This window comes from Bradyrhizobium sp. 40, from assembly GCF_023100925.1.
Classification (GTDB): Bacteria; Pseudomonadota; Alphaproteobacteria; order Rhizobiales; family Xanthobacteraceae; genus Bradyrhizobium.
On the sequence record NZ_CP064688.1, the window covers coordinates 2,356,416 to 2,369,076 of the forward strand.

Sequence of the window (12,661 nt, forward strand, 5' to 3'; positions counted from 1 at the left end):
GCAGATTGCCTTACTTGCTCTCGGCGATCGCGTCCCGGCAGTTCTGGAGCGTCTGCTCTTGCGTCCCGGATGCGTCGATGGTCGCCCAACCGACATGGCCGATATTATAGTGCTCTTGCAGCGCGGCAACCTCTTGCGTGGCGTCGGATGCGTCGCCCCGGCGGCCTCCGATCCGCGCCTGCCGGGTCGCGAGGTCGGCAACCAGAAACAGGCCGCTCAGCGGCACGTTGCGCTCGCGCGCCAGCGCGGCGACCGCGTCTCGTTCGTCCTCGCGGGCGAACACGCCGTCGATGATCGCTGAATGGCCTTGCGCCAGCACCCGCCCGGCGTACTCAGCCAACATGTCGTAAACGCGGGCGGTAACCTCCGGCGTGTATGCGGATGCCGGCAGCCGGTCCGTGTCCTCGACTCCGAACATCTGCTTGCGGACCAGGTCGCTGCGCAGCACGACTGCGCCCGGCTGCGGCGTGACCTCCGGCGCGAGCGTGCGTGCCAAGATCGTCTTTCCGGTGCCTGACAATCCGCCGACTGCAATTAGCCGGGGAGCCGGCGGCTGGATCAGCGCGCGGGCTAGGCCAAAATAGCGCCGCGCCCCGTCGAGAATGCTGGGATCATCGGAATGCGGCGGCTTCAGCCGTGCCAGCGCGACCTGGGCGCGGATCGCCGCCCGGATGGACATGAACAATGGCAGTGCGGAGAGCGCGTCGAGATTTTCGACCGGAGTCGCGGCGAGATAACGGTTCAGCACGATGTTGGCCGCGCGTGCCTGACCGTGGTGCAACAGGTCCATCAATCCGAATGCGAGATCGTAGAGTACGTCGGTGGTTGCCATCTGCGCATCGAATTCGATGGCGTCGAACAGCACCGGCTTCTCGTCGATCGACACGATGTTCGCAAGATGCAGGTCGCCATGGCAGCGGCGGACGAAGCCTTGACGGCCGCGCTCTTCGAGCAAAGGCCGGAGCCGGACCAACATCGCGTGCGAGTCTCTGCCGAGTTCTGCGATCTCTTCGCCTTCGAAATGATTGCCGGTCCGCAGGCCATTGCTGTTGCCATCGATCAGGCCGGGGATGGAGGAAACCCATGCGTTGCCGTTGGCGCGAACAGCCTGCGCATGCGAAGCGGCGATCGCGTCGGCGACAGCCGAAGCAAAAGTGTCATCCAGCGCTCCGGCCTTGGCCAGATGATCCAGCGTGCGGCTTTCGTCGAAGCGCAACATCTCGACCGCATACTCGATCGGCCGGCCGCTTCCGTCGACCTTCACCGATCCATTGGACTGTTCCGTGATCGCCACGACGCGGTGATAGATCTGCGGCGCCAGCGCCCGGTTGATCCTGATCTCCTTCTCACACGCCGCCTTGCGCTTCTCGAGCGTCGAATAATCGAGGAATGGAAATTTCACGGCGCGCTTGATTTTCAGGGCGCGTCTACCTTCGAGGAAGACTGAAGCGGCGTGCGTATCGATCCGCCTCACGTTTGGATGATCGGCGGAATTGGTGAGCGCCGCAAAGATCCGGTCCTGAGTCGCAGAATCGTCTGTCATTCCAGCTGGTACGTCCAGATGCGTCGGAAGGCGGCTCGCCCCGCGATCAGGGTAATCCATAGAAGCAGATCGCGGCCAGTCCTTGACTTCGGTCAACGCCTGTCTCCTTCCGGCCGGTCGAAGTTCCCGGGCTTGACGAGGATCAAGCGTCCCGACCAAAGCCAGCCTATTCTGGCGCCTGAGGAGAATCCCGATGCCGATCAAGGACGTCTTTCTGCCGCTCGTAGGCCAGCCACGCGGCCCGGCCCTTGCTGCGATCGAGAAATGCGTGGCCGTTGCCGCCGACCTCGGCGCCAGGATCACCGCGCTTGCCCTCGAGGAGGATGTCTTCGTGCGGCCGAAGGTGATGCTCCCCGATGATTCCGATGCGGCGGAGGCAAACGGGCCGCTTGGGGCGGGCGACACGCAGGATCTCCTGGGCGCGTTCACCCGTGCAACCTCCCGCACCGGCATCCGCGCTCAAAGCCGGTCGGCCAAGGTGCCGGCAGACCAGATCGCCTCAGTGCTGGCCGAGCACGGACGCTTCAGCGATCTCACGCTGCTCCCCGTGAAGCAGCACGACAGCCGAACCGAGCACATCATCGAGACGCTCCTGTTCGAATCCGGGCGGCCAGTGCTGCTTTGCCCGGAGCAGCATGTGGACGAACTGCGACCGGAATTCGAGAACGTCATGATCGCCTGGGATCACTCCGCGCGTGCGGCGCGTGCGGTCGGCGACGCGCTGCCTATCCTTCAGGCAGCAGCCCTGGTCCGCGTCGTGACCGTGGCGGACGACAAGTCAGACGCGATCGTGCAATCCGGGACGGCTCTGGTCGATCATTTGAGGGAACATGGGGTCTACGCCTCGTTCGAAACCACGACGGGCAGCGGCAGCTCGATTGGCAAGGTGCTCGGAAGCTGGGCGAATTCCCATGCCATCGATGCAATCGTGATGGGCGCTTACCATCATTCGCGCCTGAACGAGATCGTTTGGGGCGGTGTGACAAAGACCGTCATTGGCGAGCCACCGTGCTGGGTTATGCTCTCGTACTAGGCGGGTCGCCAGTTTATCGGGCTTGATCGTCAACCATCGGAACCGCCACCGACCGGGCGCATTTGTTTTCATGTCAACCTATCGTCTGAAGAACCTGCTGTCGCCGCGTTCGGTCGCGCTCGTCGGTGCGAGCGCCCGCCCGGTGTCCGTTGGACGCGCCGTTCTGGAGAACATCCGCAAGGCTGGATTCACGGGACAGTTCGGCCTCGTCAATCCGCGCCATGCCGAGATCGGCGGCGTCGCGGCCGTGGACAGCCTCGACAAATTGCCGTTCGTACCCGAGCTCGTGATCATCACCGCGCCGGCGCGCGCGGTTCCCGGCATCGTCGATCAAGCCGGGCGACGCGGCTCGGCGGGCGCCCTGATCGTCTCGGCCGGGCTCGGTCACGGACCGGGGTCCCTGCAGGAAGCCGCCATCGCTGCGGCCCGCAAATACGGCATGCGGCTGATCGGGCCGAACTGCCTGGGCATCATGATGCCCGGCGTGAGCCTCAATGCCAGTTTTGCCGCGCACATGCCGGGGTCGGGGAATCTCGCGCTGATCTCGCAATCAGGCGCGATCGCGGCCGGCATGGTCGATTGGGCCGCGCAGCGCGGCGTCGGCTTCTCCGGCATCGTCTCGATCGGCGATCAAATCGACGTCGATGTTGCCGATCTGCTCGACCATTTCGCGATGGATCACAAGACCCGCGCGATTCTGCTCTACATCGAAGCCATCAAGGACGCGCGCAAGTTCATGTCGGCCGCGCGAGCCGCGGCGCGTGTGAAGCCGGTCGTGGTGGTGAAGTCCGGCCGAATGGCGCAGGGCGCGAAGGCGGCCGCCACCCATACCGGTGCACTCGCCGGCGCCGACGCCGTCTATGACGCGGCGTTCCGGCGCGCGGGCGTCCTGCGGGTCTCCGATCTGCGTGAGCTGTTCGATTGCGCCGAGACGCTCGGCCGCGTCGAATCGCCGGCGGGAAAGCGCCTCGCCATCCTGACCAATGGCGGCGGCATCGGCGTCCTCGCCATTGACCGATTGGTCGAGCTCGGCGGCATTCCGGCAGCCATCTCGGCCGACGCCCGCAAGAAACTCGATGACGCGCTGCCGCCGACCTGGTCCGGCGCAAATCCCGTCGACATCGTGGGCGACGCCGATGCGTCGCGCTATGCGGCGGCGCTCGAGGTGTTGCTCGCCGATCCCGACAACGATGCGGTCCTCGTTCTCAACGTGCAGACCGCGATCGCCTCGGCTGCCGATATCGCAACGATGGTGACCGAACGGGTCAAGGCATATCGCGAGAAGCACCGCAGTTGGGCCAAGCCCGTGCTCGCCTCGTGGATCGGAGCAGACCAGAACATCATCGAAACACTGTCCGGTGGGGGCATCCCGAACTATCCGACCGAGGATGACGCCGTGCGCGGCTTCATGTACCTCGTGAGGCACCGCGAAGTCGTGGAGGAGCTGAGCCAGGTTCCACCGGCGATGCCCGAGACTTTCGTGCCGGACGCGCGTGCCGCAAAACAGATCATAGCTGCTGCCATCGCAGACGGCCGCCAATGGCTCGAGCCCGTCGAGATCAAGCACCTGCTCGAAGCCTACGATATCGCGATGGTGCCCACATACGCCGCGGCCGATGTCGAGCAGGCGGTGGCCTACGCGAAAGACATCTTTGCGCAAGGCGCCACGGTCGTGCTGAAGATCATGTCGCGCGACATCGTCCACAAATCCGATGTCGGCGGCGTCGTGCTCAATCTGACGACGGTCGAGGCGGTCCGCGCCGCCGCCACCGACATTCTCGCCCGGGCGGGGAAGCTGCGTCCCGAAGCTCGCATCGAGGGCGTCATCGTGCAGGCGATGGTCGTGAAGGCGAAGGCGCGCGAGTTGATCTTGGGCCTCGCCGACGATCCGACCTTCGGCACCGTCGTCGTGTTCGGCCGCGGCGGGACCGCGGTCGAGATCATCAACGACAAGGCGCTTGCGCTGCCGCCGCTCGATCTGCAACTGGCCCGCGACCTGATCGACCGCACGCGCGTGTCACGGCTGCTTCGCGCTTACCGGGACGTGCCGGCGGTGAAGCCCGACGCGGTCGCCATGGTCCTGGTCAAGCTGGCGCAGATGGCCGCCGACCTTCCCGGGATCCGTGAATTCGACATCAATCCGCTGCTGGCGGACGAAACCGGCGTGACCGCGGTCGACGCTCGCGTCGCGGTCGGGCCACCGCAACGGAAGTTTGCGGGCTCCGGCGCCGCCAATTTCGCCGTTCGGGCCTATCCGTCGCAATGGGAGCGCCGCCTCAAGCTCAAAGAGGGCTGGCGGATCTTCGCGCGGCCGCTGCGTCCGGAGGACGAGCCGACCATCCACGCATTTCTGCGTCATGTCACGGCGCACGACCTTCGCCTGCGTTTCTTCGCGCCGATGAAGGAGTTCACCCACGAGTTCATCGCGCGCCTGACCCAGCTCGACTACGCGCGCGCAATGGCCTTTATCGCGTTCGACGAGGCGACCGGCGAGATGGTCGGCGTGGTCCGACTCCATTCGGACTCGATCTACGAGAGCGGTGAATATGCGATCCTGCTGCGGTCGGATCTCAAGGGCAAGGGGCTGGGATGGGCCCTGATGCAGCTGATCATCGACTACGCGAGATCGGAGGGACTCAAAGCGATCTCCGGTGATGTTCTCAGGGAGAACACCACGATGCTCGAAATGTGCCGGCAGCTCGGCTTCGAGGTGAAGCCGGATCCGACCGAGCCGGATATTTGCGACGTCAGGCTGAAACTTTGAGCGCCCGCTATGAGCGCGCTTCGGCCGGATTTGCCGCGGCGGAGTCCTTGGCCGGTCTCCGCAAAGTCTTGACCAGGACCGCAATCAGCGGCACCAGCACGGGCACGATCGTGCCGAGCGGATGGTGCACGGCCCCCGACACCTGGGCCTGGAATGTGCGTGCCTCGAGCTGAAGTGCTTCGATGGATGCGCCGTGAATCTCGTTGGCGAGTTCGATGTCGCGGCCTGCAGGAGGCCGGCCGGCAATCACAAAGAGAATTGCGGCGATGGCAAAATTGACGGCGCCGAGGATGGCCGCCGCGCCAATGGCACTCCAGATCTGCACCAGTGCGAAATAGGCGGACAGCTCCAGCATCAGGAGCCCGAACGCGGCGATCAGCGCCGCAAAGGCGCGCAGGCCAAGGCCGATCAGCAGGTGGCGCAGTTTGATGTCCGCGATGATCCTGTCGGTACGCCAGAGCACACGCAGATGTTTGACGACATTTTCCGTGTTCACCTAGTGCCTCCGCAGCATGAAGCCGACGACTACGCCGAGCGCGAAGGCCGAGGCCAATGATGTGATCGGGCGGTCCGCAATGAGGCCCTGAAGCTGCTGCTGCTCCTCGTCGACGGTCTCGCCGAGCTCGGCGAGCGCGGCCCTGATCTGATCGGCAAGCGCCTCCGCGCGGTCTTTCGAACTGTCGAACATCTCCTCGCCGGCCGTGCTCAGCAAGCGTGTGACGTCAAGCTTCAGCGTGCGCAGTTCTTCGCTCATCCTGTCGCTGTCGAACATGGATCTGATTTCCCCGTTAATGGAAACAAACCTAGGACTCACCGGCCCGACCGGGCTTGATTTGCGTCAAGAAGGCAGACGCGTCGTGGTCTTGAGACAGGTCAAACCGGCTGCCACATGCTGGCCTAGAATGACCGGCTGAATGGGGACCCGGTTGTCCCGATGAGGTGGAAGCGTGAACTCCGAACCGCTGTTGCTGGCAACGCCCTCCGGCGAAGAGCTGAAATTGTGCCCGGAAGGGCCGTGGATTGCCGCGAACGTGTCGATGCTGGAGACATTGTCCCGGTCGGTTGGGGCGGACGTCGATCAATCCAGAGCCGTGACCTTGGACATGTCGGGCGTCAGCGCGCTCGACACGCTCGGCGCCTGGGTCCTGGAAAAGCTGTCGCGCAGGGCTTCATCATCCGGCAGGTCGGCCGAGTTTATCGGTGTCGCCGACCATTTCAGTGGCCTGATGGACGAGGTGCGCCAGGTCAACCGCCACACCCCGCCGCCGGCGCCTGCACCCAACCCTGTTCTGCTCAGGCTGAACGATCTTGGCAAGTCCACGGTCGGCGCGCGCGAAGACATCACGATCTTTCTTCAAATGCTGGGTGCGCTGTTCATGGCCCTGATCGGCGTGCTGCGCCGGCCGCGCTCGCTGCGACTGACATCGCTGATCTACCAGCTCTACCGCATCGGCTGGCAGGCCATTCCCATCGTCGTGCTGATCACCTTCCTGATCGGCGCCATCATCGCCCAACAGGGATTTTTCCATTTCCGCAGGTTCGGCGCGGAGTCCTACACCGTCGACATGGTCGGCATCCTGGTGCTGCGCGAGCTCGGCGTGCTGATCGTCGCCATCATGGTCGCCGGCCGCTCGGGAAGCGCCTACACCGCCGAGCTCGGCTCGATGAAGATGCGCGAGGAGATCGACGCGCTCTCGACCATGGGCCTCGATCCCGTCCACGTCCTGATCCTGCCGCGGGTTGCGGCCCTGGTGATTGCGCTGCCGATCCTTGCCTTCATCGGATCGATCGCCGCACTCTATGGCGGCGGCTTGGTCGCGCAGTTCTACGGCGGCATGGCGCCGGCGATCTACATCGCGCGGCTGCACGAGGCGATCTCGGTCACCCATTTCGAGGTGGGCATCCTGAAGGCGCCGTTCATGGCGCTGGTGATCGGAGTAGTCGCCTGCAGCGAGGGCTTGCGCGTGAAGGGCAGCGCCGAGTCGCTGGGACGACAGACCACGACGTCGGTGGTCAAGTCGATCTTCCTGGTGATCGTGCTCGACGGCCTGTTCGCGATCTTCTTCGCCTCGATCGGAATGTGATCATGGGCGAATCGCAAGAGCAGTTCGCGATCCGCGTCCGCGACCTCGTGGTCGGCTTCGGCCGGCAGACCGTGCTCGATCATCTGTCCCTCGACGTGCGCCGGGGTGAGATACTCGGGCTCGTGGGGGCGTCCGGTGGTGGCAAGTCGGTGTTGATGCGAACCATCATCGGCCTCATCCCGCGCCAAGGCGGGACCATCGAGGTTACGGGACGGCCGATCGGCGGCCGTACCGAAGGCGCCGCCACGACATGGGGCATCCTGTTCCAGCAGGGCGCGCTGTTCTCCTCGCTGACGGTCCGGCAGAACATCCAGTTTCCGCTCCGTGAAAATCTCGTCCTGTCGCAGGAGCTGATGGACGAGATCGCGATCGCCAAGCTCGAAATGGTCGGGCTGCGGGCGCAGGACGCCGATAAATATCCGGCGGAGCTGTCCGGCGGCATGACCAAGCGCGTGGCGCTGGCGCGCGCGCTCGCACTTGATCCGCCGATCCTGTTCCTGGATGAGCCGACATCAGGTCTCGATCCGATCGCGGCGGGCGATTTCGACGCGCTGATCGGGACCCTGCAAAAGACCCTCGGCCTCACCGTGTTCATGGTCACCCATGATCTGGCGAGCCTCACCACGGTCTGTGATCGCGTCGCCGCTCTCGCCGACGGCAAGATCGTGGCGATCGGTCCGATGCGCGAACTGCTGCAATCCGAGCATCCCTGGGTGCGGGCCTATTTCCACGGCAAACGCTCGCAGATGCTGCAACACGAGATGAGATGAGACATGGAAACCCGCGCTCCCTACGTGCTGATCGGCAGTTTCGTCCTGGCGGCGATTCTCGCGGTGTTCGGCTTCGTCTATTGGCTGAACAACACCGGCGGCATCGGGCCGCGCACCAGCTATCACGTGCAATTCCAGGGCCCGGTGCCCGGTCTTCTGGTCGGCGCCGGTGTGCTGTTCAACGGCATCCGCGTCGGCGAGGTCACCCAGCTCGGGCTTGCGCCGGACAATCCACGCTTCGTCAATGCGACGATATCGGTTGCTTCAACCACGCCTGTGCGCGCCGACAGCAGGGTCGGGCTCGATTTCCAAGGGCTGACCGGCGTGCCGGTGGTGACGCTTGAGGGAGGCATCATCGTCGCCAAATCCGGCGAGCCCCCGACCCTGATTGCCGAGGCGGGTGCGGGCCAGAGCATGACGCAGGCCGCACGGGATGCACTGCGGCGGGTCGATACCGTGCTGGAGGACAATTCGGGCCCGCTGAAGGACACCATCGCCAATCTCAAGACCTTCTCGGACGGGCTTGCGCGCAACACCGGCAAGATCGACGGCATTTTGGCGGGCCTGGAGAAGATGACCGGCGGCGGAACGCCGGCGCAGAAAGTCACCTATGACCTGCGCACGCCGCAGAACCTCGGTCCGGCCGGCAAGACGCTCGCGGCGTCACTGGCCATCCCCGAGCCGACAGCGGTCGCCATGCTCCAGACCCAGCGCATGCTGTTTGCGCCTGGCGGCGACAATCCGGGTTTTGCCGATTTCCTCTGGGCCGACAGCATTCCCAAGCTGGTGCAGGCGCGGCTGATCGACAGTTTCGAGAACTACGACATCGCCCATGCGCCGTTGCGCACGGCCGATCTCGGGCAGGCGGACTATCAGCTGCTGATCGACATCAGGCGCTTCCGCATTGCCACCGAGGGAGAGACACGGGTCGAGATCGGCCTGTCGGCCCGGATCGTCGACAAGAACGGCAAGGTGGTCGCCTCGCGTCTCATCGAGACCAGCGAAAAGCTCGACAAGGTCGAACCGGCCGCGGCGGTCGCAGCGTTCGATACGGCCTTCACGCGCATCGCGAAGGAGCTGATCGGCTGGACCGTGCAGGCGGTGTGAGGGCGGCTATTCCAGGGTCTTGAGGTAGGACAGGAGATCGTGGATCTGGTCCGGACTGAGCTCGAAGGCCGGCATGTCGGCGTGGCCGGTGTTGATGCCCTCGGCCAGCGCCTCCCCAAGGCTCTCGATGGGATAGCGCTGGTGCAGGGCTCGCAGCGGCGGTGCGATCTTGAGCGGACTGTTCGACGCACGGTCGATCGCGTGGCAGCGCGCGCAATTGGCGCGCGCAAAGGCCTTGCCGCGTTGTTCGGCGGTCGGGGCCGCCAGGGCAGGCGTCATCAGAAGCAACCCGACCAACCCGTGACGCAGCGTGCCTTGCAGCATGTAAAGTGACCCCGTTTAAATCCGGGAGAAGAATAGGGCGGGGATTCCCTCCAAAATTGATCTGGGTCAACCGGCTTTGGCGCAGTGCAGTAAAATGCATCCGCGCGACGGAGTGGGCCTGATTGGCAGCCGGCGCTTGGAGCGGTCGATGAAGCCCGTAGTCACGATTGAGCCGAACTGGCAGCTCTGCAGCGATTGCGCCGTCCGCGCATCAGCGGTTTGTTCGTCGCTGGATGCGGTCGAGCTTCGGGAATTCGAGCATCTCGGCCGGCGCGTCCATTTTTCCTCGGGCGAGACTGTGTTCTCCGAGGAGGACATCACGACCTCGTTCTACAATCTCTTCGAGGGCGTCATGCGGCTGTACAAGCTGCTCCCCGACGGCCGCCGGCAGATCGTGGGCTTTGCCTTGCCCGGCGATTTCCTGGGGATGAATATTTCGGGCAGGCACAATTTTTCGGCCGATGCGATCGGCGCGGTGACCGTATGCCAGTTCGCGAAGGCACCCTTCGGCCGTTTCATCGAGGACCGGCTGCACCTCCTCAGGCGGATCAACGAGCTGGCGATTCGCGAGCTGAACCAGGCCCGGGACCACATGGTCCTGCTCGGCCGCCGTTCGGCGGACGAAAAGGTTGCGGCCTTTCTGCTCGGCTGGCGCGAGCGGCTGGTCTCGCTGAAGGGGGCATCGGACACGGTCCCGCTTCCGATGAGCCGCCAGGACATCGCCGACTACCTCGGCCTGACCATCGAGACCGTCAGCCGCACGTTCACCAAGCTGGAGCGCCACGGCGTGATCGAGATCATTCACGGCGGGATCAGCCTGCTCGATCCGGCGAAGGTCGAGGCCTTGGCCGCAGCCTGATTCCGACGCAGCGCGGCTCGATTTTGATCGGGATCAATGCATTCGGCCGCGTGCCCCGAATAATGCCTGAAACCACAGGGGAGGGCATCATGCCGGCTGACGCGTTGCTTATGAGCATCATTGTCGTAGCAATCTTTGTCACATTCGCCGGGGCACTGGCCTGGGCAGACCGGCAAACCAGTGCGGGCCCGCTCAAGTCAGACGTCAAGCGTCGAAGCTCCTGAGATCACGGTCGCATTTGCGCCCGCGGCGCGGGCTATGCCGCGCGAGTGCGGGAGGGTTGGCAGCGCCTCAACGCAAGGCGGCGTGCGGCGCCTGCAACTCTGCATCGCCTAGGACGCATTGGCTCATCCTTCGGCTGCCGGCTTCACGCCTGACCGCGGCATTTTCGCCGCGTTTGCCTCAAATAGGGAGCATGCTTTCCGGTTGAAAAACTGGGCTACACTGACTACGCAGGGACCCCAGTGCCTCGCAGTCTTAGGAGCCCAGTGGCGTGCCTCAGGACAAGACCGGCGACGACCCCCGACAAGCGGCGGGAAATAAATTATCGGTCCTGCGCAAGCACCCGATCTTTGCGGATCTGGGGCCGGAGGCGCTGGATCAGCTCTGCCGTTACGCCAAGCACACCACGGTGAAGCGCGGCGCGACGATCGCCGCCAAGGGCGATCCCGGCAACAACCTGTTTGCGGTGATCACGGGAACGGTGAAGATCTCCTCTTCGTCGCCCGATGGCCGTAACGCCATTCTCAATCTGATCGGTCCCGGCGAGATCTTCGGCGAAATCGCGGTGCTCGACGGCGCCCCCAGGTCGGCCGATGCGACCGCCAACACCAATTGCGAGCTCTACATCATCGATCGCCGGGACTTCCTGCCGTTCGTGAAGAGCCAACCGGCGCTCGCAATGAAATTCATCGAGCTGCTCTGCGCGCGCCTGCGCTGGACCAGCCAGCAGGTCGAGCAGGTGATCCTGCAAAATCTGCCGGGCCGGCTTGCGAGCGCGCTGCTGGGGCTCACCGAAGAGCGCAAGTTCGACTCCGGCAGCGGCACGCTCGTCATCACGCAGCAGGAGATCAGCGAGATGGTGGGGATGACGCGCGAGAGCATCAACAAGCAATTGCGCGCCTGGGCGGGCCGCAACTGGGTTCGCCTCGAGCACGGCGCCATCGTCGTGCTCGATATGGATGCCTTGCGCGAACTCGCCGAGAGCGGGCTCGACAGCTAGCTGTCGATGATCGCGACGGCGCGGGTCCAGCCTGCGGAGGCCCGCTCGATCTTCACCGGAAAGCACGAGACGGTGAACCCGGTCGAAGGCAGCTGGTCGAGATTGTGCAGCTTCTCGAGATGGCAATAGCCGATGTGCCGCCCCGCCTTGTGGCCCTCCCAGATCAGGCCGGCGTCTTTCGTTTCGGCGTATTTCTTCGCGGTATGGACGAACGGCGCGTCCCAGCTCCAGCCGTCGGTGCCGGTCAGCCGCACGCCGCGCTCGAGCAGATACATGGTGGCCTCATAGCCCATGCCGCAGCCCGAGCTGACATAATCGGCTTGGCCGAACCTGGCGCCGGCGCCGGTGTTGACGACGACGATCTCCAGCGGCGACAGCGCATGCCCGATCCGCCTCAACTCCTTCTCGACGTCGTCGGCGCTCGCCACGTAGCCGTCGGGGAGATGACGGAAGTCGAGCTTCACGCCGGGCTGAAAGCACCATTCCAGCGGCACCTCGTCGATCGTCCATGACCGCTCGCCGCGATTCATGGTTGGATGGAAGTGCCAGGGCGCATCGAGATGCGTGCCGTTATGGGTCGACAGCGAGACCTGCTCGACCGCCCAGCCCTGGCCGTCCGGCAGGTCCTGCGCCGTGAGGCCCTCGAAGAACTGCAGCATCCGCGGCAGACCCTGCTGGTGATCGATGTACTGGATTGCCGGGTGATTGCCCGGCGGATCGGCCGTCACGTCGTTTCTGAGCGGCACGGAGATGTCGATCAGCTTCCGCGGCATGGGCAGTCCTCGGGATGGTCGTTTTGTTTCGCAGCATCTTGAGGGGGCCGCACCGGCGTCGTCAAGCAACGCCCATGAACGCTTCCCGCGCCGGACGACCAGATGATTTCGGAAAAACTGGACGATGGGCCGGTTGTCTGCCCAAAGCCGGCTTGATCCATCGATGCAACTCTAGCATTGAT

General features: G+C 64.5%; 12 protein-coding genes. 7 read left to right on the top strand and 5 right to left on the bottom strand.

Features of this window, described 5'->3' with window-relative positions:
• Positions 1–10 precede the first annotated feature (10 nt).
• On the bottom strand, positions 11–1,543 hold the full coding sequence (locus IVB40_RS11295; RefSeq protein WP_247818898.1) for a bifunctional aminoglycoside phosphotransferase/ATP-binding protein: 1,533 nt from the start codon (positions 1,541–1,543) through the stop codon (positions 11–13).
• Between the two features lie 193 nt (positions 1,544–1,736).
• On the opposite strand from IVB40_RS11295, the gene IVB40_RS11300 reads away from it, so the two are divergent.
• On the top strand, positions 1,737–2,576 hold the full coding sequence (locus IVB40_RS11300) for a universal stress protein (protein WP_247290397.1): 840 nt from the start codon (positions 1,737–1,739) through the stop codon (positions 2,574–2,576).
• A gap of 70 nt (positions 2,577–2,646) precedes the next feature.
• The gene (locus IVB40_RS11305; RefSeq protein ID WP_247460904.1) at positions 2,647–5,340 is read left to right on the top strand and encodes a bifunctional acetate--CoA ligase family protein/GNAT family N-acetyltransferase; all 2,694 of its coding nucleotides are present in this window, start codon (positions 2,647–2,649) and stop codon (positions 5,338–5,340) included.
• Positions 5,341–5,347: 7 nt separating this feature from the next.
• On the opposite strand, the gene IVB40_RS11310 is transcribed toward IVB40_RS11305, so the two are convergent.
• Both IVB40_RS11310 and IVB40_RS11315 read right to left on the bottom strand, forming a co-directional pair.
• On the bottom strand, positions 5,348–5,836 hold the full coding sequence (locus IVB40_RS11310; RefSeq protein ID WP_247460903.1) for a phage holin family protein: 489 nt from the start codon (positions 5,834–5,836) through the stop codon (positions 5,348–5,350).
• Positions 5,837–6,112, bottom strand: a complete 276-nt coding sequence (locus tag IVB40_RS11315) for a hypothetical protein (protein ID WP_027566706.1) — start codon at positions 6,110–6,112, stop codon at positions 5,837–5,839.
• Positions 6,113–6,287: 175 nt separating this feature from the next.
• Here IVB40_RS11315 and IVB40_RS11320 point away from each other — a divergent pair, with 175 nt between their 5' ends.
• The 3 genes from IVB40_RS11320 to IVB40_RS11330 are packed head-to-tail and all read left to right on the top strand — an operon-like array spanning position 6,288 to position 9,301.
• On the top strand, positions 6,288–7,424 hold the full coding sequence (locus IVB40_RS11320) for an ABC transporter permease (RefSeq protein ID WP_247460901.1): 1,137 nt from the start codon (positions 6,288–6,290) through the stop codon (positions 7,422–7,424).
• A gap of 2 nt (positions 7,425–7,426) precedes the next feature.
• The gene (locus tag IVB40_RS11325) at positions 7,427–8,194 is read left to right on the top strand and encodes an ABC transporter ATP-binding protein (protein ID WP_027519252.1); all 768 of its coding nucleotides are present in this window, start codon (positions 7,427–7,429) and stop codon (positions 8,192–8,194) included.
• Positions 8,195–8,197: 3 nt separating this feature from the next.
• Complete coding sequence (locus tag IVB40_RS11330) at positions 8,198–9,301, top strand: MlaD family protein (protein WP_247356555.1); 1,104 nt, start codon at positions 8,198–8,200, stop codon at positions 9,299–9,301.
• 6 nt (positions 9,302–9,307) lie between these two features.
• On the opposite strand, the gene IVB40_RS11335 is transcribed toward IVB40_RS11330, so the two are convergent.
• Positions 9,308–9,625 carry a cytochrome c gene (locus IVB40_RS11335; RefSeq protein WP_247356556.1) on the bottom strand — a complete coding sequence of 106 codons (318 nt, stop codon included), beginning with the start codon at positions 9,623–9,625 and terminating at the stop codon, positions 9,308–9,310.
• A 148-nt stretch (positions 9,626–9,773) separates the two neighbouring features.
• Between IVB40_RS11335 and IVB40_RS11340 the strand changes: the two genes are divergently transcribed.
• Together IVB40_RS11340 and IVB40_RS11345 are read left to right on the top strand one after the other, a co-directional pair.
• Positions 9,774–10,484, top strand: a complete 711-nt coding sequence (locus IVB40_RS11340) for a helix-turn-helix domain-containing protein (RefSeq protein WP_247818899.1) — start codon at positions 9,774–9,776, stop codon at positions 10,482–10,484.
• A 493-nt stretch (positions 10,485–10,977) separates the two neighbouring features.
• Entirely contained in the window at positions 10,978–11,706 is a 729-nt protein-coding gene (locus IVB40_RS11345; protein ID WP_027566711.1) for a Crp/Fnr family transcriptional regulator, read from the top strand.
• Here IVB40_RS11345 and IVB40_RS11350 read toward each other — a convergent pair.
• Positions 11,703–12,479 carry a cyclase family protein gene (locus IVB40_RS11350; RefSeq protein ID WP_247290372.1) on the bottom strand — a complete coding sequence of 259 codons (777 nt, stop codon included), beginning with the start codon at positions 12,477–12,479 and terminating at the stop codon, positions 11,703–11,705. The two genes, IVB40_RS11345 and IVB40_RS11350, sit on opposite strands and share 4 nt — an antisense overlap.
• Positions 12,480–12,661 lie beyond the last annotated feature (182 nt).